Annotated in this window: 23 protein-coding genes; 18 read left to right on the top strand and 5 right to left on the bottom strand. The window is 46.3% G+C overall.

Features of this window, described 5'->3' with window-relative positions; all coding sequences use genetic code 11:
• The first annotated feature begins 9 nt into the window (after nucleotides 1-9).
• From AU387_RS03295 to yunB, 5 genes are all read left to right on the top strand, one after another.
• Nucleotides 10-858: a DUF72 domain-containing protein gene (locus tag AU387_RS03295; protein WP_059292704.1), complete on the top strand. Its 849-nt coding sequence runs from the start codon at nucleotides 10-12 to the stop codon at nucleotides 856-858.
• 17 nt (nucleotides 859-875) lie between these two features.
• Nucleotides 876-1,697, top strand: a complete 822-nt coding sequence (locus AU387_RS03290) for a sulfite exporter TauE/SafE family protein (RefSeq protein WP_059334801.1) — start codon at nucleotides 876-878, stop codon at nucleotides 1,695-1,697.
• Nucleotides 1,698-1,717: 20 nt separating this feature from the next.
• Nucleotides 1,718-3,106 (top strand): bifunctional metallophosphatase/5'-nucleotidase, encoded by a 1,389-nt coding sequence (locus AU387_RS03285; RefSeq protein ID WP_059334800.1) that lies wholly within the window; start codon nucleotides 1,718-1,720, stop codon nucleotides 3,104-3,106.
• A gap of 64 nt (nucleotides 3,107-3,170) precedes the next feature.
• A complete protein-coding gene (locus AU387_RS03280) occupies nucleotides 3,171-3,476 on the top strand; it encodes a YunC family protein (RefSeq protein ID WP_010331750.1) in 306 nt (101 codons plus the stop codon).
• A gap of 71 nt (nucleotides 3,477-3,547) precedes the next feature.
• Nucleotides 3,548-4,315 carry a sporulation protein YunB gene (gene yunB / locus AU387_RS03275; protein ID WP_059292623.1) on the top strand — a complete coding sequence of 256 codons (768 nt, stop codon included), beginning with the start codon at nucleotides 3,548-3,550 and terminating at the stop codon, nucleotides 4,313-4,315.
• A 27-nt stretch (nucleotides 4,316-4,342) separates the two neighbouring features.
• Here the strand turns inward: yunB and lytH are convergent, their stop codons facing one another.
• Nucleotides 4,343-5,323 (bottom strand): L-Ala--D-Glu endopeptidase, encoded by a 981-nt coding sequence (lytH, locus tag AU387_RS03270; RefSeq protein WP_059334798.1) that lies wholly within the window; start codon nucleotides 5,321-5,323, stop codon nucleotides 4,343-4,345.
• A 236-nt stretch (nucleotides 5,324-5,559) separates the two neighbouring features.
• On the opposite strand from lytH, the gene lipA reads away from it, so the two are divergent.
• Nucleotides 5,560-6,456 (top strand): lipoyl synthase, encoded by an 897-nt coding sequence (gene lipA / locus AU387_RS03265; protein WP_010331747.1) that lies wholly within the window; start codon nucleotides 5,560-5,562, stop codon nucleotides 6,454-6,456.
• Between the two features lie 15 nt (nucleotides 6,457-6,471).
• Here lipA and AU387_RS03260 read toward each other — a convergent pair whose 3' ends face one another.
• Nucleotides 6,472-7,101, bottom strand: coding sequence for a YhcN/YlaJ family sporulation lipoprotein (locus AU387_RS03260; protein WP_044158998.1), 630 nt, complete (start codon nucleotides 7,099-7,101; stop codon nucleotides 6,472-6,474).
• Between the two features lie 112 nt (nucleotides 7,102-7,213).
• Between AU387_RS03260 and AU387_RS03255 the strand changes: the two genes are divergently transcribed.
• Genes AU387_RS03255 through nucF form a run of 3 tightly spaced genes read left to right on the top strand, consistent with a single transcriptional unit; the run spans nucleotide 7,214 to nucleotide 8,748 of the window.
• Nucleotides 7,214-7,489 carry a YutD family protein gene (locus AU387_RS03255; protein WP_003228682.1) on the top strand — a complete coding sequence of 92 codons (276 nt, stop codon included), beginning with the start codon at nucleotides 7,214-7,216 and terminating at the stop codon, nucleotides 7,487-7,489.
• Nucleotides 7,490-7,513: 24 nt separating this feature from the next.
• Nucleotides 7,514-7,948 (top strand): DUF86 domain-containing protein, encoded by a 435-nt coding sequence (locus tag AU387_RS03250; RefSeq protein WP_059334796.1) that lies wholly within the window; start codon nucleotides 7,514-7,516, stop codon nucleotides 7,946-7,948.
• 29 nt (nucleotides 7,949-7,977) lie between these two features.
• Entirely contained in the window at nucleotides 7,978-8,748 is a 771-nt protein-coding gene (gene nucF / locus AU387_RS03245; RefSeq protein WP_044158995.1) for a 5' nucleotidase NucF, read from the top strand.
• Nucleotides 8,749-8,775: 27 nt separating this feature from the next.
• On the opposite strand, the gene AU387_RS03240 is transcribed toward nucF, so the two are convergent.
• Nucleotides 8,776-9,276: a phosphatidylglycerophosphatase A family protein gene (locus AU387_RS03240; RefSeq protein ID WP_024122730.1), complete on the bottom strand. Its 501-nt coding sequence runs from the start codon at nucleotides 9,274-9,276 to the stop codon at nucleotides 8,776-8,778.
• A 153-nt stretch (nucleotides 9,277-9,429) separates the two neighbouring features.
• Here AU387_RS03240 and cotNH point away from each other — a divergent pair, with 153 nt between their 5' ends.
• From cotNH to AU387_RS03215, 5 genes are all read left to right on the top strand, one after another.
• The gene (gene cotNH / locus AU387_RS03235) at nucleotides 9,430-10,443 is read left to right on the top strand and encodes a spore coat-associated protein CotNH (RefSeq protein WP_059292705.1); all 1,014 of its coding nucleotides are present in this window, start codon (nucleotides 9,430-9,432) and stop codon (nucleotides 10,441-10,443) included.
• Between the two features lie 204 nt (nucleotides 10,444-10,647).
• Entirely contained in the window at nucleotides 10,648-11,949 is a 1,302-nt protein-coding gene (locus tag AU387_RS03230; RefSeq protein ID WP_044158994.1) for a homoserine dehydrogenase, read from the top strand.
• A complete protein-coding gene (gene thrC / locus AU387_RS03225; RefSeq protein ID WP_044160320.1) occupies nucleotides 11,949-13,007 on the top strand; it encodes a threonine synthase in 1,059 nt (352 codons plus the stop codon). Before AU387_RS03230 ends, thrC begins: the two co-directional genes overlap by 1 nt.
• Entirely contained in the window at nucleotides 13,004-13,933 is a 930-nt protein-coding gene (gene thrB / locus AU387_RS03220; RefSeq protein WP_044158993.1) for a homoserine kinase, read from the top strand. The genes thrC and thrB overlap by 4 nt, the downstream gene beginning before the upstream one ends.
• A 108-nt stretch (nucleotides 13,934-14,041) precedes the next feature.
• Nucleotides 14,042-16,018: a S9 family peptidase gene (locus AU387_RS03215; protein WP_059292626.1), complete on the top strand. Its 1,977-nt coding sequence runs from the start codon at nucleotides 14,042-14,044 to the stop codon at nucleotides 16,016-16,018.
• 39 nt (nucleotides 16,019-16,057) lie between these two features.
• On the opposite strand, the gene AU387_RS03210 is transcribed toward AU387_RS03215, so the two are convergent.
• Complete coding sequence (locus AU387_RS03210; RefSeq protein ID WP_175422398.1) at nucleotides 16,058-16,393, bottom strand: NifU family protein; 336 nt, start codon at nucleotides 16,391-16,393, stop codon at nucleotides 16,058-16,060.
• A 101-nt stretch (nucleotides 16,394-16,494) separates the two neighbouring features.
• Between AU387_RS03210 and AU387_RS03205 the strand changes: the two genes are divergently transcribed.
• Nucleotides 16,495-16,821: a YuzD family protein gene (locus tag AU387_RS03205; RefSeq protein WP_059334795.1), complete on the top strand. Its 327-nt coding sequence runs from the start codon at nucleotides 16,495-16,497 to the stop codon at nucleotides 16,819-16,821.
• Between the two features lie 20 nt (nucleotides 16,822-16,841).
• Here the strand turns inward: AU387_RS03205 and AU387_RS03200 are convergent, their stop codons facing one another.
• Nucleotides 16,842-17,909, bottom strand: a complete 1,068-nt coding sequence (locus tag AU387_RS03200; RefSeq protein ID WP_024122723.1) for an NAD(P)/FAD-dependent oxidoreductase — start codon at nucleotides 17,907-17,909, stop codon at nucleotides 16,842-16,844.
• A gap of 263 nt (nucleotides 17,910-18,172) precedes the next feature.
• Here AU387_RS03200 and AU387_RS03195 point away from each other — a divergent pair, with 263 nt between their 5' ends.
• From AU387_RS03195 to dapF, 3 genes are all read left to right on the top strand, one after another.
• Nucleotides 18,173-18,409 carry a YuzB family protein gene (locus tag AU387_RS03195; RefSeq protein WP_010331736.1) on the top strand — a complete coding sequence of 79 codons (237 nt, stop codon included), beginning with the start codon at nucleotides 18,173-18,175 and terminating at the stop codon, nucleotides 18,407-18,409.
• A gap of 136 nt (nucleotides 18,410-18,545) precedes the next feature.
• Complete coding sequence (locus AU387_RS03190) at nucleotides 18,546-19,760, top strand: NupC/NupG family nucleoside CNT transporter (RefSeq protein ID WP_044158986.1); 1,215 nt, start codon at nucleotides 18,546-18,548, stop codon at nucleotides 19,758-19,760.
• Nucleotides 19,761-19,882: 122 nt separating this feature from the next.
• Nucleotides 19,883-20,737 (top strand): diaminopimelate epimerase, encoded by an 855-nt coding sequence (dapF, locus tag AU387_RS03185; protein WP_059334793.1) that lies wholly within the window; start codon nucleotides 19,883-19,885, stop codon nucleotides 20,735-20,737.
• Nucleotides 20,738-20,782: the final 45 nt, after the last annotated feature.

The raw sequence follows: 20,782 nt of genomic DNA, 5'->3' as shown, positions 1-20,782 counted from the left end.
TGAATGATTGTGATTTATATCGGACTGACGGGATGGGGGGATCATGACAGCATTTATCCGCCGAAAACGGCCAGCCAGAAAAAATTGCAGGCCTATTCCTCCCATTTTCCGATCGTGGAATTAGACGCGAGCTTTTACGCGATTCAGCCGGCGCGCAATAATGAAAAGTGGGTGAAGGAAACGCCGGAAACCTTCCAATTTATCGTGAAAGCGTATCAGGGCATGACGGGGCATCAGCGCGGCGACATTCCGTTTGACTCCAAAGAGGAGATGTTTGATGCTTTTAAGCTGTCCTTAACGCCATATTTACATAGCAATAAGCTCGCCATGGTGCTGTTTCAATTTCCGCCGTGGTTTGACTGCAAGAAAGAAAATGTCGCTTATTTAAGATGGTGCAAAAATCAGATGGGCGATATTCCTTGCGCGCTTGAGTTCAGAAACCGCTCCTGGTTTTCGCCGCCATTTTATGAGCAGACGCTTTCCTTTATGAAAGCGGAAGGCTGGATTCACAGCGTATGTGACGAACCGCAAATCGGCGAGGGAAGCGTCCCGACTGTGTTGCGGGCGACCGATGAAAACAAAACGCTCGTCAGGTTTCACGGACGCAATAAGCAGGGCTGGATGAAGCCCGATGGCGGGAAAAACTGGCGTGAGGTCAGATATTTATACCGCTATAACAAACAGGAGCTGGAAGACTGGAAAAAGCATCTGAACGAATTGCAGCAGCAAAGTAAAGAGGTATTTGTCCTGTTCAACAACAATTCCGGCGGAGACGCCGCGGATAACGGCAAGCAGATGCTTGAACTGCTTGATATCGAGTACTCCGGACTTTCTCCGAGACAGCTCGATTTATTTTAGAAAAGAGGTTTTGATTGATGTCGTTTGTGATTTTGGCCGTACTGGGATTCATCGCAGGTACGGTGGGAAGTCTGATTGGGCTTGGCGGCGGAATTGTCATCGTGCCGTCTCTGATGTTTTTAAGCACAGTGACGCCGTATTTTCAGAATGTGACGCCGCAGATCGCGATTGGAACTTCGCTTCTGGTCATTATTTTTACGGGTCTTTCCTCAACTTTAGCTTATATTAAATATAAAACGGTTGATTATAAAAGCGGGCTCATTTTCTTTATCGGTTCAGGTCCCGGCAGCATTATTGGGGCATACGTGTCAAAGCTTTTTAATTCAAACTCGTTTTCCATTTGGTTTGGCATATTTATGATTCTTATTTCATTATCCTTAATGCTGAAAGCGAAGGCGCGGCCGGTAAACAAAGAGCACAGAGGAATAATAAGGACTTTTCAGGATGATGCCGGAGAGCCCTATACTTACTCGTATCAGGCGTCTGTCGGGATTGCCATCGCCTTTGTTGTCGGCTTTTTAGGCGGGCTCTTTGGAATAGGCGGCGGCTCGCTGATGGTTCCGGCCATGATGCTGTTATTTCTGTTCCCGCCAAAGGTTGCGGTGGCAACGTCCATGTTCATTATTTTCCTGTCCTCTATGACAGGGTCTGTTTCACATATCATGTCCGGGCATGTGAATTGGCTGTACGCCCTCGCGCTTGTGCCCGGCGCTTGGTTCGGCGGAAGGCTTGGGGCCGCCATCAACCGAAAAATGCAGACGAAAACAATCGTCATGATCATGCGGATCGTATTAATTTTGATCGGCTGCCAGCTCATTTATGAAGGCATTTTCAGCTGAACGATTAGGGAGAGAAGGGTATGAAAGAGAAGCTCCGCTTATATCACACAAATGATTTGCACAGCCATTTTGAAAATTGGCCAAAAATAACAGATTATATTGAGCAAAAAAGAAAAGAACATCAGCTGCACAGCGAAGAGACGCTCGTTTTTGATATTGGTGATCATATTGATCGTTTTCATTTTGTGACAGAGGCGACATTCGGAAAAGCCAATGTAGACCTCTTAAACTGTCTTCAAATTGATGGAGCGGCTATCGGCAATAACGAGGGGATTACGCTTCCTCATGAAGAGCTTGCTTCTTTATATGATCATGCCGAGTTTCCCGTTATCGTCTCTAATCTGTATGACAAAAACGGAAACCGCCCGTCCTGGGCAGTTCCTTACCATATCAAAACATTGAGAAACGGCATGACCTTTGCTTTGTTAGGTGTAACGGTACCGTATTATCCCGTCTATGACAAGCTGGAATGGACTGTTACTGATGCGCTCGAAAGTATAAAAGAAACCATACAGGAAGTGAAAGGACAGGCTGATATCATCGTTCTCCTGTCGCATTTGGGAATTCTTGACGATCAAGCGGTTGCTGAAGCGGTTCCGGAGATTGACGTTATCCTCGAGTCTCATACTCACCATCTGCTTGAAAATGGACAGATGGTCAACGGCGTATTGCTTGCCAGCGCTGAGAAATACGGAAACTATGTCGGCTGTGTAGACATCACGATGGACACTGAAAAGCGAAAAATCATCAGCAAAACAGCGTCTGTTCAAAACATGGCGGAATGGACAGGGGAATCGCCGGAAACCAAAGCATTTCTCGAGGAAAAAGAACGTGAAGCCGAGGATAAGCTGTCCGTTGCCGTTGCGGAGCTTGCGCAAGATGCTGAAGTCAAGTGGTTTGAAGAATCCGATCTGCCTTTACTTCTGGCATATGCGTTAAAGGAATGGTGCGGAGCCGACATCAGCATGGTGAATTCCGGTGTCATCCTCGGACCGCTTAAAGCCGGCCCGGTGACCAAGCTTGACCTGCACCGCATCTGCCCTCACCCCATCAACCCGGTTACTGTCCGCCTGACGGGAGAGGAACTGAAGGAAACGATTGTTCATGCCGCTTCGGAACAGATGGAGCAGCTTCGAATTAAAGGATTGGGCTTCCGGGGAGAAGTGATGGGAAAAATGGTGTACGCGGGTGTCGATGTCGAAACAAAACGGCTGGACGATGGGATGACGCACGTTACCCGGATTACGCTGAACGGAGATGACATAGATAAAAATAAACAATACGCTGTGGCCGTGCTTGACATGTTTACGCTCGGCAGGCTGTTTCCAATCATCCGCGACGCCGGGGTAAAAGAATATTTTATGCCGGAGTTTTTGCGGGATCTGCTTGCCTGGAAGCTTGCACAATAAGGAGGTCAGCCCACAACAAGCCGTGCCCTTCATCATAAAGTGATGAAGGAAGGGAGTGGTTGACGTGGTAAATCTGACACCGATTATGATAGAAGGACAGCCTTTTACAGCTGTGACAGTAAAGCTTCCAAAAACAAATTTCATGGCAGTCTCCAATGATCACGGATACATTATGTGCGGCGCGCTTGATGTGGCGCTGCTGAATGAAAAATTAAAGGAGCGTGGAATTGTGGCGGGACGGGCGGTTGGTGTGCGAACAATTGACCAGCTGTTAGACGCCCCTTTAGAATCCGTCACATATGCCGCAGAAGATCTTGGCATTCATGCCGGCATGAGCGGCAGAGAAGCGCTCTTAAAAATGGTGAAATAAAATAAATTGGCCCGGCTATTACTATGTCCCCCCTTACAAGCATACATTGTGATATGTAAGGGGGGATTTTCTTGCCAAGATATCGCGGCCCTCTTCGCAAGAGAGGACCTTTGCCTTTCCGGTACGTGCTGCTGCTGTCACTCGTATTTTTTATCATATCTACAACAGTCAGCCTTTGGATTATCAACGGCTCGATTAAACCGGTATTAATGAGCATCGGTGAAATGGAAACGAAGCGTGTGGCAACAGAGGTGATTCAGGATTCGATTGAGGATTATATGTCTGACAGCGAAAATATGAAAGATATGTTTCAAATGAATTCTGATGAAAACGGAAATTTAACGACAATCGATTTTAATACACAGATTATAAACAGTGTGAAAACAAAGGTGACAAAGCAGCTTCAGTCTCATCTGAAAGAGATGGAAACCCACACCGGACACAGCGGCGCCAGTGAAAATATTATGATCAACATCCCATTGGGACAGGTGACAGGAAACAGCCTTCTGGGAAACCTCGGCCCGAAAATCCCAGTCCGGTTCAATTTAATCGGTGACGCCTTTACAGACGTCAAAACAAAAATAAAGCCATATGGCATTAATAACGCACTTATTGATATCAGCATCTTCGTAGAAATTAAAGTGAAGGTCATCATCCCGTTCGCAAGCAAAACAGCCGTGGTCACCAATAATGTTCCTGTATCAATTAAAGCAGTGCAGGGCGAAGTGCCGCAATTTTATAACGGAAGCGGCGGTTCAGGTGTTACGCCTTCTGTCCAGCTTCCAAGCAGCAAAGAAGAAGACAGCCATGATTCAAAAAATGAAAAAAACAGCAAATAAAGCCGCCTTTTCATGAGGCGGCTTTCGTCATTTCTTTTTCTTGTACTCATAGCGCTCCCACGCTCTCAAATGTGGATAAGGATCAAACGACCATTCAGTTTTTCCATTATCCTTATACATGCCATAGTGCAGGTGCGGCGGGAATTTTCCGGCCGTGCCAGGCGGGCCGTATCCTGAGCTGCCCACTGACCCGATTACTTGGCCGGGCTCAACGATCTGCCCTGTTTTAATGCCTTTTGCAAACCCATTGAGATGGGCGAAATAATGATACGTATTGTTAATATCTCTGATGCCGATTCTCCATCCTCCAAAGCGGTTCCAGCCTTTCATTTCAATGACGCCGTAACAGGTGGATTTAACAGGAAGGCCATAGTGGGCAAAGAGATCTGTTCCTTCATGAATCCGCCTTCCCCCAAAGCCGCGGGCGTCTCCCCACGTGCTGCGGTAACTGTAATCCGTTCGGATCGGAAGCGGAAACGCATGCTCGCCCAAATCAATATGACCGTAAGCCTTAAACAGCTTCATGAACTCGGATATGATTCCCACCGTTTGATCACGGCGGTAATAGTCCCAGAGCCCGATGCGGATATTCTCCTCATCTGTGCCGTACGACAGCAGATATTGTGCGAATGTATACAGAATGTCTTCATCATTGCTGACCTCGGCTTTCCCGTCGCCGTCACCGTCCATTCCGATACCGTCAAACACTTTTATGCTTAACGGCGCATCGTCTTTCGGGTTCGGGTTTTCTGGTCCGCTCCAGATCTCATCCGGTACATAGATGCTGATGATTCCCGTTTTGTCAGGCAGATCCTTTCTGTTGCTCCGCACATTCTCCTCGTATTGATCAACAGCGGCAAGCGCATACCAAGGAATCTGCGTTACAGCCTCGACTTTATGATATAATTCCATCCGTTTGGAAAGCACCGGATCTGAAAGCTCTTTTCCAGACGCATAAGGTTCAAATGCAAACAAAAGGAGAAGAAGGGCAGATAACACAACTTTCACAAAATAATCTCCTTTCAATATTGAATACACATAGTTTGCGGCAACCCGGCGAGAAAATGTCAGTAATCATCTTCCCTTGTCGAGAAATTTTTCCTATGTTAAAGTGTCTAAAGAAAAGACTTTCTTTAGTTAGAAAAACATTATTTTTGTTGCAGAAATGAAAAAACTGCACCTATCTCGTTTTCAGAATGTTTCGTGTCAGAAATGAGTATATTGGATATTGGAGATGATGGGAATTGGCAAAGAAAGACGAACACCTCAGAAAGCCCGAATGGCTCAAAATCAAATTAAATACAAATGAAAATTATACAGGACTCAAAAAACTCATGCGGGAAAACAATCTGCACACCGTATGTGAAGAAGCAAAATGTCCGAATATTCATGAATGCTGGGCAGTGAGACGTACAGCGACATTTATGATCTTAGGATCTGTTTGTACGAGAGCGTGCCGTTTCTGCGCCGTCAAAACGGGCCTTCCGACTGAGCTTGACCTGCAAGAGCCGGAACGCGTAGCAGATTCCGTCGCTCTGATGAATCTGAAACACGCGGTTATCACAGCTGTTGCGCGTGATGACCAAAAAGACGGAGGTGCGGGTATTTTCGCGGAAACTGTCCGTGCAATCCGCAGAAAAAGCCCGTTCACAACAATTGAGGTGCTTCCGTCAGATATGGGCGGAAACTATGATAACTTAAAAACGTTAATGGATACGCGCCCTGACATCCTGAATCACAATATCGAAACGGTTCGCCGCCTGACGCCAAGAGTCCGCGCGCGTGCGACATACGACCGTTCATTGGAATTTTTGCGCCGCGCGAAAGAAATGCAGCCTGACATCCCGACAAAATCAAGCATCATGATCGGACTCGGTGAAACGAAAGAAGAAATTATCGAAGTGATGGACGACCTCTTGGCAAACAATGTTGATATTATGGCAATCGGCCAATACCTGCAGCCGTCGAAGAAGCACTTAAAAGTCCAAAAATATTATCACCCTGATGAATTTGCAGAATTGAAGGAAATCGCGATGCAAAAAGGCTTCAGCCACTGTGAAGCCGGTCCGCTTGTCCGTTCCTCCTACCATGCGGATGAACAGGTTAACGAAGCATCTAAAAAACGCCAAGCGCAAGCATAATGCCAAAACGCCAGATCATCTGGCGTTTTTGTCATTCCTATTCGTTTCCTTGTCCTGGCGTGTTTCTCCATTGGCATTTTCGTTTTCCGAGACAGGGCTTCCTTGCGGGGAGGTTTTCATTTCTTGTATTGTCCCCGACATGATGTCTCTGACATCTCTTGAACCGGAACCGAGATTGCTGTAATTTTTGATGGCCTGCATGTGATTCGGATTGTCGGAAATGTACACATGATAGTAACGCGGAATCACCGAAACCGCCGTTTTTTTCACTTGATCAGCTGTCAGCTCACGGTTTTTCGAATCGGTTTTGTACACGACAAGCGCTTCTTGGTCAGTGACAAGCGCTGCGGCATCTTGAATATGAGGGAGCTGAACCGTTAAGCTTGATATGATGTGAGCGGTTTCTTCACGGTCTGGCGCCGGTGTCTCCTGCTGTTCGCCGTCCAATTGTTCTTTTTGATAGCGGACATAACCAAACTGTTCATTCTCATCATGCCTGTTAAAAGCTTCATTGCGGTCAGATACATGAATGGGCCTGGTTTCATTTTGATGCTGGGCATTCTGTTCAGCGTTATTGAATCCTGCGCCTCCGCATCCGGATAAAAGCCCGGTCATCAGGCAGAGGCTGACAGCAGTTCGTTTCATTTGTAATCCCTCCTCATGTGTAGGGTAGCCAAATCACACGAATTATTCTTTAGCAATTGATGGGGACGGGGCAATGAATTATGATAGGAATGAGTGAAAAAGAGGTGAGATCATGATTCTTATTCAAAATGCCGAATTTGAGCTGGTGCACAATTTCAAAGACGGCTTCAACGAAGAGGCTTTTAAAGCCCGTTATTCCGATATTTTAAATAAATACGATTACATTGTGGGAGACTGGGGATACGGCCAGCTCAGGCTCAAGGGCTTCTTTGACGACCAGAATCAAAAGGCGACCTTTGAAACGAAAATCAGCACATTGGACGAATACATTTACGAATACTGTAATTTCGGCTGTGCGTATTTTGTCTTAAAACGGATCAGAAAATAACCATTACACAAAGGGGATGCTGTCATGTATTTTGTTGACAGAAACAAGATAGAGCATACACTCGGGTTCTTCGAGCGTCAGCTGGCGCTGTTTCATTCGCAAGCAGACTGGAATTCCGAAATCGAGGGGCTCGCGCTTGAACGCATCGGCCACCTGTTAATCGAATGCATTCTCGATACAGGAAATGACATGATTGACGGTTTTATTATGCGGGACCCGGGCAGCTATGATGATATCATGGACATACTGGTTGATGAAAAAGTCGTAACGGAAGAAGAGGGAGCGGAGCTGAAGCAATTGATTGCGTACCGAAAAACATTGGTTCAGCAATACCAGCTCGCTGACAGTGCAGAGCTTTACAAGCTGATCACCGCGCATCTAGCGGTCCTTCAAGTCTTTCCGAAACGAATCAGAAGCTACTTGGAAACAGAGCTGGGCCCTGTTTCCGCGTTTAAATAACGACAGGAAAGCCACAGGAGTGTTTAAAAATGAAAACATATAAAGGATATCTAATTGATTTAGACGGAACGATGTACAACGGCACAGAAAAAATCGAGGAAGCGTGTGAATTTGTCAGAACGCTGAAAGACCGCGGCATTCCTTATCTTTTTGTGACAAACAACTCTTCCCGCACACCGAAGCAGGTGGCGGACAAGCTGGTCTCTTTTGACATTCCGGCAACAGAGGAGCAGGTCTTTACGACAAGCATGGCGACTGCCCAGCATATCGCACAGCAGAAAAAAGACGCGTCTGTGTATGTGATCGGGGAAGAAGGAATTCGCCAGGCGATTGAAGAAAACGGCCTGACCTTTGCAGAGGAAGATGCGGACTTTGTTGTTGTCGGAATTGACCGCGGGATTACATACGAAAAACTTGCCGTCGGCTGCCTCGCAATCAGAAATGGCGCCCGCTTTATTTCCACCAACGGTGACATTGCCATACCGACTGAAAGAGGCCTCCTGCCGGGCAACGGTTCACTGACCTCTGTGTTAACCGTATCCACAGGCGTGCAGCCGGTATTTATCGGCAAGCCGGAATCCATCATCATGGAGCAGGCGATGCGTGTTCTCGGCACTGACGTATCCGAGACACTTATGGTCGGCGACAACTACGCGACTGATATTATGGCAGGCATTAATGCAGGGATGGATACGCTGCTTGTCCACACAGGCGTAACGAAAAGAGAGCATATGACAGACGATATGGAAAAACCGACTCACGCTATTGATTCACTGACTGAGTGGATTCAGCATATCTAAAAAAAGGGCGCCCCAAAAGGGTGCCCTTTATTCTGTATGCCGCGCGCGGTGTGCGAGCCTGCTGGAGGCCGCAGCGGAAATGGCGCCGACAATGTCATCAAGAAATGTATGGCATTCGCCGGTTGATTTATCATTTAAACGGCCGAGGATACCGGGTTTTTCTTTGTCGATGTAGCCATAGTTCGTAAACCCGATGGACCCGTAAATATTCACGATGGAAAATGCCAGAACTTCATCTACTCCATATAGGCTTTCATCTATCTCCAGCATCGTTTGCAGCGGTTCAGACAGTTTTTTCTGCTCAGCAAGAACGTCCAATTCAATGCCCGTTAAAATCGCGTTTTGCACCTCACGCTTTGCGAGGACCCGATTCACATTCAACGTGCATTCATCCATGGTTAAATCCGGATGATATTTTTTCTGCAGAAAAAAGACAAGCTCGGCAATATCGGATACCTCAACGCCGCGCTCCTTCATCCGTTCTCTTGCTTTGGCTTCCATCTGACTGATTTGTTCTTTATCTGACATCAACTTCACCCAATCTTTTTTTACTAGTTTATACAAAACGTACGAGATGTTTACGACTTTTTCTTGCTCCTTCGCCGGATTAAAATATGTATTCATAATTCCGCCTGTGTATGACTACGATGTGATGAGCCCTAATTCAACAGGCAGGTGATCATTGTGAAAGGCACAATAAAAGAAAAATACGGCATTCATATCAGGCAGCTTTCAATGTATCAGCATACGTATCAATGCTTTCAAACACCGAATTCCTTCTTTTTGATTGTTCCCGTTTCCCATTTTTCAGATGAGGAGCTGGCGGAGCTTTATTACATGAGTCAGTATTTACAAGAACAAAGTGACCCATACGTTTCCGTTTTTATCTTTACAAAAGAAGGCGAGCTGACCTTTGAACATGAAGGAAAAACGTACGCCCTGCTGAAGGCGGCTCCTCCTTTTTCAAACCGGGCATTTTCCATAGGGACAGAACTGGCGGAGTTTCATCGAAAGGGCAGAGGATACCCGTACGAAGTCAAGGAGGCCGGAAGAATTGGGCAGTGGAAAGACCTGTGGGGAAAACGCATTGATCAGCTTGAAGCGTTTTGGCAGCGAAAGGTTCATACCCCTCCGCACGAGCCCTTTGATAAAAAAATGATTGAATCGTTTCCATATTATTTAGGACTGTCAGAAAACGCGATTCAATATTTAGTCGATACTGAGCTCGATGACAAACCGCAAGCGGCTGATTCAGGAACAATATGCCATCAGAGGATGGAAAGAAATACGTGGTCTTCTGAATCCCTAATCAGGATTCCGGCTGACTGGGTATTTGACCACGCTGCACGCGATTTAGCCGAATATATGAGACACACATTTTTGCATCATCGTGATGATTTTAACCGGCAGGGCTTTCGCTTTTTGCAGGAATACGAGCAAATCACACCGCTGTCTTCATTTTCGAAACGTCTTTTGTACAGCCGTCTCCTTTTTCCGCTTCATTATTATGAAATCGTGGAAGGCTACTATATTTCTTCAGAATCAGAAAAGCACTATTATGAAGAGCAGCTCGACTACATTCTCAGCGATTCGGGCTATGAACAATTTCTGAATGCTGCCCAGGAGTTTATGAACATGAGAGCGCAGAACATTTTTGTTCCCCCTGTCAGCTGGCTCGGAAAGGGCGGCTTGTAAGGAAGGAGAAAATCTGACAAAAATAATTAGAAAATAAAGAATCTTGTCATATCAATTGGTTAAGCGTTTGCATTCGCAAAATTCAGCAGATTGTTGTCTTGTCAAAACAGGAGTGGGCTTATATAATATTTGTAACTTATATGTCTGTGTTGAGTTAACAATTGTCTCTCTTGAAAGGACAATCCGGAGAAGGGTGGAGTTTTTTTGAAAGCAATTCGTGTAGGGCTTTTAGGCTTAGGTACCGTCGGAAGCGGTGTCGTTAAAATTATTCAAGACCATCAGGATAAGCTGATGCATCAGGTTGGCTGTCCAATTACAATAAAAAAAGTGCTTGTGAAAGATGTAGAGAAAAAAAGAGAAGTAGATTTGCCGAAGGAAGTGCTCACGACAGAAGTATATGATGTGATCGACGATCCAGATGTTGATGTCATCATCGAGGTAATCGGCGGTGTTGAGCAGACAAAGCAATATTTGCTTGACGCTTTGAGATCGAAAAAACACGTTGTCACGGCAAACAAAGATTTAATGGCCGTGTACGGTTCTGAACTGCTGGCTGAAGCAAAGGAAAATGGCTGTGATATTTACTTCGAAGCCAGCGTTGCCGGCGGGATTCCAATTCTTCGCACATTAGAGGAAGGCCTCTCATCAGACAGGATTACTAAAATGATGGGAATCGTAAACGGAACAACGAACTTTATCTTAACCAAAATGATTAAAGAGAAAAGCCCTTACGAGGAAGTGCTTAAGGAAGCGCAGGATCTGGGGTTTGCCGAAGCTGACCCGACTTCAGATGTGGAAGGGCTCGACGCCGCACGGAAAATGGCAATATTGGCGCGTCTCGGCTTCTCAATGAACGTCGATCTGGAAGATGTCAAAGTGAAGGGGATCTCCCAAATTACAGACGAGGATATCAGCTTCAGCAAACGTCTCGGCTACACAATGAAGCTGATCGGGATTGCCCAGCGTGACGGCAGCAAAATTGAAGTCAGCGTTCAGCCGACGCTGCTTCCAGATCACCATCCGCTTTCTGCCGTGCATAATGAATATAACGCCGTCTACGTGTATGGCGAAGCTGTCGGAGAGACGATGTTCTATGGCCCGGGAGCGGGAAGCATGCCGACAGCCACATCAGTTGTGTCTGACCTGGTCGCTGTCATGAAAAACATGCGTCTCGGCGTAACCGGCAACAGCTTTGTTGCGCCGCAATATGAGAAAAACATGAAGTCGCCGTCCGATATTTATGCACAGCAATTTTTGAGAATTCACGTGAAGGATGAGGTGGGCTCATTCTCGAAAATCACGTCTGTGTTCTCAGAACGGGGCGTCAGCTTTGAGAAAATTCTTCAGCTGCCGATTAAGGGGCATGATGAGTTAGCAGAAATCGTCATCGTCACACACCACACATCAGAAGCTGATTTCAGTGATATCCTGCAAAACTTAAATGATTTGGAAGTCGTTCAAGAAGTCAAAAGCACATATCGTGTAGAAGGGAACGGTTGGAGCTAATGTGGAAAGGACTTATCCATCAATATAAAGAATTTTTACCTGTAACGGATCAAACACCGGCGCTTACGTTACATGAAGGCAATACGCCGCTCATTCATTTGCCGAAGCTGTCTGAACAGCTCGGGATTGAGCTCCATGTCAAAACAGAAGGCGTAAACCCTACTGGATCTTTTAAAGACCGCGGGATGGTCATGGCGGTGGCAAAGGCGAAAGAAGAAGGCAACGACACGATTATGTGCGCGTCAACCGGAAATACATCAGCGGCTGCGGCTGCTTATGCAGCCCGCGCCGATATGAAATGTATTGTCATCATCCCGAATGGGAAAATTGCGTTTGGCAAGCTCGCTCAGGCAGTCATGTACGGAGCTGAAATCATTGCAATCGACGGCAACTTTGACGATGCCCTTAAAATTGTCCGTTCAATTTGTGAAAAATCACCGATCGCGCTTGTCAACTCGGTCAACCCTTACCGCATCGAAGGCCAAAAAACAGCTGCCTTTGAAGTATGCGAACAGCTGGGCGAAGCACCGGACGTTTTGGCGATCCCGGTCGGAAACGCGGGAAACATCACAGCGTACTGGAAGGGCTTCAAAGAATATCATGAGAAAAACGGCACTGGCCTTCCGAAAATGCGCGGTTTTGAAGCGGAAGGAGCAGCTGCGATCGTCCGCAACGAAGTTATTGAAAACCCGGAAACAGTGGCAACAGCGATTCGTATCGGAAACCCGGCAAGCTGGGATAAAGCTGTAAAAGCGGCTGAGGAGTCCAATGGGAAAATTGACGAAGTCACTGATGATGAAATTCTTCATGCGTATCAGCTGATCGCCCGTGAAGAAGGCGTGTTTGCAGAACCGGGCTCCTGCGCATCTATTGCAGGTGTGCTGAAACAAGTAAAATCCGGAGAAATTCCGAAAGGCAGCAAGGTTGTGGCTGTGTTAACAGGGAACGGGCTGAAAGACCCGAACACAGCGGTCGACATTTCTGAAATGAAGCCGGTCACCCTGCCGACTGATGAAGACAGCATCCTCGAATATGTAAAAGGAGCGGCCCGTGTATGAACGATGCCGACATGCTGTTCTCTGTCACTGTTCCAGGAAGCACGGCTAACCTAGGCCCCGGCTTTGATTCAGTCGGAATGGCGCTCAGCAGATATTTGAAGCTGACCGTCTTTGAAAGCGATCAATGGTCTTTTGAAGCTGAAACAGAAACAGTCGCCGGAATTCCGGCGGGTACAGATAATATGATCTACCAAGTGGCGAAACGGACGGCGGATATGTACGGAAAAGCAATGCCTCCTGTACATGTGAAAGTGTGGAGTGACATTCCGCTTGCACGCGGTCTTGGCAGCAGTGCTGCGGCCATAGTGGCGGCTATAGAACTGGCAGATGAATTATGCGGTTTACAGCTCTCCGAAGCAGACAAGCTGCATTTAGCCAGCCTTGAAGAAGGACATCCGGACAATGCAGGCGCTTCTCTCGTCGGCGGGCTTGTGATCGGACTGCATGAAGACGACGAGACGCAAATGATCCGCGTGCCGGATGCCGACATTGATGTTGTGGTTGTCATTCCTTTTTACGAGGTGCTGACAAGAGACGCGCGGGACGTGCTTCCGGCAGAGTTTCCATATGCGGACGCTGTAAAAGCCAGCGCCGTCAGCAACATTCTCATCGCGGCGATCATGTCAAAGGATTGGCAGCTTGTCGGAAAAATCATGAAAAAGGATATGTTCCATCAGCCGTATCGGGCGATGCTTGTCCCGGAATTGTCTAAAGTGGAGCATGTTGCCGAGATGAAAGGCGCTTATGGAACTGCCCTCAGCGGAGCGGGCCCGACGATTCTTGTCATGACCGAAAAAGGAAAAGGAGAAGCGCTGAAAGAGCAGCTCGCACTTCATTTCCCGCATTGTGAAGTCGACGCTTTGACCGTTCCGAAAGAGGGAAGTATAATAGAGCGAAATCCTTTCTATCAAGTGAAAAGTGTATAGTTCATTCCAAGCGTTCCTCAGCGTCAGCAGAGGACGCTTTTTTTCTTCATGATATAAAGGGATTTTTATTTAGAAAAACGAAATACATGTAAAAAGGAGGAGATTGATATGAAAAAGCTGATGACCGCCGAAGATATGACAGCCATTGTCTCGGTGACGGACCCTCAATACGCCCCGGACGGCAAGCGTGCGGCTTATGTGAAGTCACAAGCAAACAAAGAGAAAGATTCATATACTTCAAATATATGGGTATATGATGCAGGAAGCGGCACGTCCATTCCTTGGACACATGGAGAAAAGCGGAGTACTGATCCTAGATGGTCTCCTGACGGACGCCAGATTGCGTTTGTTTCTGACCGTGATGGCGATGTGTCTCAGCTTTATATAATGAGCGCTGAAGGCGGGGAAGCAAAAAAACTGACTGATATTCCATATGGTGTGTCTCAGCCGGTATGGTCTCCGGATGGAGAGTCAGTGCTTGTCACGGTCAGCCTGGGAGATGAAGAAAGTGTTTATGATCAAGAGAAAACGGAACCCGACAGCTTTGAACCGGTTGAAGTGCATGGTTTAGCCTATAAACGGGATGGAAAAGGGCTGACGAGAGGCGCGTATGCTCAGCTTGTGCTTGTCAGCGTGAAGTCTGGTGAGGTAAAACAGCTGACTAATGAAAAAGCTGACCACTTCGATCCGGCTTTTTCTCCTGACGGCAAATCTCTCGTTTTTTCGGCTAATTTGACTGAAACGGATGATGCCAGCAAGCCGCACGATGTCTGCATGGTGTCGCTGGAGACAGAAGATCTCAAGCTGATTACCTCTCATCGCGGCTCATTCGGACCCAGCTCTTTTTCACCGGACGGAAGGTACCTTGCTTTGCTTGGGCATGAACAGGAATATCGGAATGCAACGCTAGAAAAAGCGTGGCTTTATGATATAGAGCTAGACCGCCTTACGTGTCTCACTGATATGCTGGACGTTCACTTAGCGGATGCGTTGATTGGAGATTCGCTGATAGGAGGAGCTGAACAGCGCCCGGTTTGGACAAAAGACAGTCAAGGGTTTTATGTCATCGGCACAGAACAAGGCAGCACGGGAATCTATTATGTTTCTATAGAGGGACTCGTATATCCGATTCGGTTAGAAAAAGAATATATCAACAGCTTTTCTATGCATCCTGATGAACACAGCTTTATTGCCAGTGTGACAAAGCCTGGCAGACCTAGTGAGCTTTACAGCATTCCGCTTGGACAGGAAGAAAAACGGCTGACTGATGCGAATGACAAGTTTGTTGACGAGCACCTCATTTCGTTACCTGAAGACATTCAATATGTGACAGAAGATGGGATGAGGGTGAACGGCTGGCTGATGAAACCTGCTCACGCTGCAGAGGGCAAAAACTATCCGCTTATTCTCAATATACACGGCGGTCCGCATATGATGTACGGGCATACATATTTTCACGAATTACAGGTGCTGGCGGCGAAAGGATATGCAGTGGTTTATGTAAATCCAAGAGGAAGTCATGGCTACGGACAGGAATTTGTGAACGCAGTCAGAGGGGATTACGGCGGAAAAGACTATCAGGACGTGATGCAGGCAGTGGATGAGGCGATCAAAAGAGACCCGCAGATAGATGCCGAGCGGATAGGGGTCACAGGCGGAAGCTACGGAGGCTTTATGACCAACTGGATCGTGGGGCAGACACATCGTTTTAAAGCAGCTGTCACTCAGCGTTCGATTTCAAACTGGCTCAGCTTTCACGGCGTTAGTGATATCGGCTATTTTTTCACGGACTGGCAGCTTGAGCATGACATGTTTACCGATACGGAAAAACTGTGGGACCGTTCCCCTTTAAAATATGCGGCAAACGTGGAGACGCCCCTTTTAATTCTTCATGGCGAACGTGATGACCGGTGCCCGATTGAACAGGCTGAACAGCTTTTTATCGCCTTGAAAAAAATGGACAAGGAAACCGTGCTGGTCCGTTTTCCGAAAGCATCGCATAATTTGTCACGCAGCGGACACCCGGGACAGCGGATCAAGCGCCTGGCCTATATAAGCTCATGGTTTGACCAATATCTCTCATAAAAAAAGCCAGGCTGATCAAATATCAGCCTGGCTGCTTTATTAAAAGACTTGTTCTACTTCAATTACACCCGGCACTTCTTCAAGAAGAGCGCGTTCAATTCCGGCTTTCAGCGTAATTGTTGAACTTGGGCAGCTGCCGCACGCGCCTAAAAGACGAAGCTTAACAATACCTTCATCAATGTCTACAAGCTCACAGTCACCGCCGTCACGAAGTAAAAACGGACGAAGTTTGTCCAGTACTTCCTGCACCTGTTCTTTCATTTCAACTTCAGTCATGACATTCGCTCCTTTCGTCGTCATAAAACCATTATATTCAGTGTAACAATAAAAATCTATTGTTTGGTTTGCAGAATTGCTCCCATTATTATAGCACATTCAGACTTGAACACAAAAACGGTTTTTTTCTATAAAAACGTCTTTTGTCTCTGTATACTTAATAGAAAGAATGTAATGCAGAGAAATGGGGGCACTTATCAATGACCAAAACTGTCATGCTCAGCGTATATGGGGCAGAAACCGTTTGTGCAAGCTGTGTCAATATGCCGACGGCTAAAGATACATATGAATGGCTTGAGGCTGCTCTGAAAAGAAAATATCCGAATCAGCCTTTTGAAATCCAATACATCGACATTTACGAGCCGCCTGACGCCGAAAACGTAAAACAGCTTGCGGAAAAAATCAGAAATGACGAATATTTTTATCCGCTCGTCCTCGTCGAAAATAAAATTGTCGGAGAAGGCAATCCGAAATTGAAGGATGTATATGAGGAAATGGAGAGATACGGTTATACAGAAAACCGCTGACTTCATCAGCGGTTCTGCTATTATCCGTTATGGTGTTTGTACATCCACAGCAAGCCGGATTTCAGCAAACGCGGAACACGGCCGATCAGCGGCCGGTCAGCAACAAGTCCGAAGCCGGCTTTTTTTCCGAGTGAACCTAAAACGCCTTTCAGCTTAAACTGAGGCATTGATTCAGGAAGGGCTTCACCATTCCAGCGTTTTTGCAATATTTGGACAATCTGTTCTGCTTGAGCTTCTGCCAGCTGGGCACTCGGTGCGTGAGGAAGGCTGGCACAATCTCCGACAACGTACAGATGTTCATCACCCGGGACATTGTGATGAGGGGTTAACACGACACGGCCTTGTGCGTCCTTTTCCACATCCAAGTCTCTGACGACTTTATTCGGCTGTATGCCGGCTGTCCATACGATGGCGTCTGCGGAAATTGCGTCATCGTGGTTATACACAACGCCTTCTTCTACTCTTGTGATATTTGCCCTGTTAATAATGCGGACACCGTGCTCTTCGAACCATTTTTGCACATATTTGCTCAAACGCTCGGGAAAGCTTGATAAAATGAGATCTCCGCGGTCAAACAAAATAATGTTCAGATCGTCACGGCTTTCTCTTAATTCACTTGCAAGTTCAACGCCGCTAAGGCCTGCTCCGACAATGGCAACAGTCGCTTCGGCGCATAAGTTGTTCAGCTTTTGATAGGTTTCGCGGGACTGATCGATGGTTTGAATGCTGTAGGTGAATTCGGGCGCTCCCGGAACGTTATGATATTTATCCTCGCAGCCGAGCCCGATCACTGCGTCATCATAAGAAATCGGTTCGCGGTCATGGAACAGCACTTGTTTTTGTGCAATATCAATTGATGAAATATCGCCGTACTCGACATCCAGGCGAGGGTGCTCTGGGAACGTTACTCTGATATGGTGGTCAGAAATTGTGCCTGCGGCAAGGGCATAATATTCTGTTTTTAAGCAGTGATAAGGATTTCTGTCAATTAACGTGATTGAAACATCATGAGGCAGCTGGTTGGGCAATAAGCGATGAAGAACACGCATGTTTCCGTAACCTCCGCCGATCAAGACCAATTTTTTCATTTGAATTCCCCTTTAACCCGAAGAGTATGATAGACACATTGATGAAAAATACGAACTTTGTAAAATAACATCTAGAATTATATCGAATTTGATCTAAAATCACAATATTAGTTTCAAAATAACCTACAAATTAGCTTTAAAACGCAAATTAGTAGAACGTTATTGCGGGAATGATATGTTACGATAATAAATTTTGATGCGTTCGTTGTCTTTGACGAATAGTGAAAAATTCGCGATAATGTTCATATGTGAGGTGAAACCGCATGAATCCAATGATTGAATTTTGTGTCAGCAATCTGGCTCACGGCTCTCAGGAAGCCCGAGCGATTTTAGAGAAAGATCCGAATCTGGATGTTCTTGAATACGGCTGTTTAAGCTATTGCGGAAAATGTATGGAATCACTATTCGCTCTAGTAAACGGAGAAGTCGTTACGGGTGAAACACCTGCTGAGCTTGTTGAGAATATATATACATTTATTGAAGAAAACCCAATGTTTTGAAGAAAAGGGCCTGTCTCAGGCCCTTTTTTATTTTGCGGTACAAAAGTACTGAAAAAATGTGTAGACATCAAAAAATATTATTGTTATCGTATAAAAGATTTGTTTTAAATAAATTTTAAGAGGTGTAGGTGTATTCATGAATGTTCTTTGGGGACTGCTCGGCGCAGTTGGGATAATCGCCATCGCGTTTTTATTTTCAGAAAAGAAAAGCAATATTAGAATAAGAACCGTCATCGTTGGTTTATGTATACAGGTGGCGTTTGGATACATCGTGTTGAAATGGGAAGCGGGACGCGCTGTTTTTTTATGGTTTTCAAGCCGTGTACAGCTTCTGATTGATTATGCCAATGAAGGCATCAGTTTCATATTTGGGCCGCTTTTAAAAGTCGGCGACAGCCCGGCGTTTGCATTAAGTGTACTGCCTGTTATCATTTTCTTCTCAGCACTGATTGCAGTTTTATATCATTTGAAAATCATGCAGCTCATTTTCCGTGTGATCGGCGGCGGATTGTCGAAGCTTCTTGGGACAAGCAAAACGGAATCTCTTGCGGCTGCTGCTAATATTTTTGTAGGGCAATCGGAATCTCCGTTAGTGATCAGGCCCCTTATTGCAGGGCTGACGCGCTCTGAACTGTTTACAATTATGACGAGCGGTCTATCGGCTGTTGCGGGTTCAACTTTGTTTGGTTACGCCCTTCTCGGTATTCCGATTGAATTCTTGCTCGCGGCGAGCTTCATGGCTGCTCCTGCGGGTCTGGTTTTCGGAAAATTAATCATTCCTGAAACGGAAACGCCGCAAACAGTAAAAGGCGATTTCAAAATGGATGAAGGCGAAGGAGCGGCCAATGTGATTGACGCGGCTGCAAAGGGTGCGTCAACAGGTCTGCAAATTGCGCTGAACGTTGGTGCGATGCTGCTTGCATTCGTCGCATTAATCGCCGTGGTCAACGGTATTCTCGGCGGTGTTTTTGGCTTGTTCGGTTTAAAAGATGTCACATTAGAATCTATCCTCGGCTATGTGTTTTCTCCAATCGCCTTTATGATTGGTGTGCCATGGCATGAAGCCTTGCATGCCGGAAGCTTTATCGGCCAGAAATTGGTGCTGAATGAGTTTGTCGCTTATTCTAACTTCGGTCCGCACATCGGCGAGTTTTCTAAAAAAACCGCTACGATTATCAGTTTTGCGTTATGCGGATTCGCAAATTTCTCCTCGATTGCGATTATGCTCGGTACGCTTGGCGGTTTAGCGCCAAGCCGCCGCTCAGATATCGCACGCCTCGGGTTAAAGGCTGTTCTAGCGGGAACATTAGCCAATCTGCTGAGCGCGGCTATTGCTGGCATGTTCATATAAAAGATAAAAGCTCCTTGCGTAATTGCAAGGAGCTTTTATGTATGAAAAACGGGGGATAATTGTATTGTGTCCGTTTATAATAGCTTTTATACTAAGAAAAAGAGAAAAAGTTGGAGGCATCTATGAACTCATTTCGATTTACCAAAATGCACGGACTTGGAAACAGCTATATATACGTGAATCAATTTGAAGAACAACTGCCGGAAGAACAACTGTCTGAAATAGCGGTTCAAGTGTCTTCCGTTTATACAGGGATCGGCTCCGACGGAATGATCCTCATATGTCCTTCAGATCAAGCACCTGTCAAAATGCGGATTTTTAATAATGACGGGTCTGAAGGGAAAAACTGCGGCAACGGCCTGCGCTGCGTTGCAAAATACGCGTATGAGCATAAGCTGGTTGAGGAAACATCTTTTCTGATTGAAACCCTCTCCGGGCTTGTGAAAGCGGAGGTTCAAGCTGAAAACGGAAAAGTGAATGTTGTCACTGTCGATATGGGTGAACCGCGTCTGACAAAAGCCGAGCTTCCGATGCTTGGCGGCGGTGAGGAGCAAACCATTAATGAAACAATGACATTTGGCGAAGCTGAACTAAAAGGCACCGCGGTTTCCATGGGCAATCCTCATATCGTTTTTCCGGTTGCCGATATTGAACACGCTCCGCTGACGACACTGGGACCGGTGATTGAAAAAGATCCTAGATTTCCGGAAGGTGTGAATGTCGAGTTTGTGGAAACTGTGAATGAGCATGAACTGCACTTCCGCGTGTGGGAACGGGGATCAGGCATCACACAGGCTTGCGGAACAGGCGCTTGTGCAGCGGCTGTCGCATCTGTTTTAAACGGCGTATCAAGACGAAATGAAGACATTACGGTTCATTTAGCGGGCGGAGATTTGGTCATTAATTGGAAAGAGAACGGCCATGTGATGATGACAGGTCCGGCAGAGACTGTTTGTGAGGGCGTCTATTTTTTATAAAACAGCTAGTTTGAGAAATGAGCCGATCAAGTTTATAATAAAAGA

It is taken from the genome of Bacillus halotolerans, assembly GCF_001517105.1.
Lineage (GTDB): Bacteria > Bacillota > Bacilli > Bacillales > Bacillaceae > Bacillus > Bacillus halotolerans.
This window is presented reverse-complemented; position numbering and strand designations above follow the sequence as displayed.

Coding starts and splice junctions, on each gene's coding strand:
- AU387_RS03290 (WP_059334801.1), top strand. CDS start 876: ATGTCGTTTGTGATTTTGGCCGTACTGGGATTCATCGCAGGTACGGTG.
- AU387_RS03285 (WP_059334800.1), top strand. CDS start 1,718: ATGAAAGAGAAGCTCCGCTTATATCACACAAATGATTTGCACAGCCAT.
- AU387_RS03260 (WP_044158998.1), bottom strand. CDS start 7,101: ATGAAACGAACTGCTGTCAGCCTCTGCCTGATGACCGGGCTTTTATCC.
- AU387_RS03255 (WP_003228682.1), top strand. CDS start 7,214: ATGATTCTTATTCAAAATGCCGAATTTGAGCTGGTGCACAATTTCAAA.
- AU387_RS03250 (WP_059334796.1), top strand. CDS start 7,514: ATGTATTTTGTTGACAGAAACAAGATAGAGCATACACTCGGGTTCTTC.
- nucF (WP_044158995.1), top strand. CDS start 7,978: ATGAAAACATATAAAGGATATCTAATTGATTTAGACGGAACGATGTAC.
- AU387_RS03240 (WP_024122730.1), bottom strand. CDS start 9,276: ATGTCAGATAAAGAACAAATCAGTCAGATGGAAGCCAAAGCAAGAGAA.
- thrC (WP_044160320.1), top strand. CDS start 11,949: ATGTGGAAAGGACTTATCCATCAATATAAAGAATTTTTACCTGTAACG.
- thrB (WP_044158993.1), top strand. CDS start 13,004: ATGAACGATGCCGACATGCTGTTCTCTGTCACTGTTCCAGGAAGCACG.
- AU387_RS03215 (WP_059292626.1), top strand. CDS start 14,042: ATGAAAAAGCTGATGACCGCCGAAGATATGACAGCCATTGTCTCGGTG.
- AU387_RS03210 (WP_175422398.1), bottom strand. CDS start 16,393: ATGTGCTATAATAATGGGAGCAATTCTGCAAACCAAACAATAGATTTT.
- AU387_RS03205 (WP_059334795.1), top strand. CDS start 16,495: ATGACCAAAACTGTCATGCTCAGCGTATATGGGGCAGAAACCGTTTGT.
- AU387_RS03200 (WP_024122723.1), bottom strand. CDS start 17,909: ATGAAAAAATTGGTCTTGATCGGCGGAGGTTACGGAAACATGCGTGTT.
- AU387_RS03195 (WP_010331736.1), top strand. CDS start 18,173: ATGAATCCAATGATTGAATTTTGTGTCAGCAATCTGGCTCACGGCTCT.
- AU387_RS03190 (WP_044158986.1), top strand. CDS start 18,546: ATGAATGTTCTTTGGGGACTGCTCGGCGCAGTTGGGATAATCGCCATC.
- dapF (WP_059334793.1), top strand. CDS start 19,883: ATGAACTCATTTCGATTTACCAAAATGCACGGACTTGGAAACAGCTAT.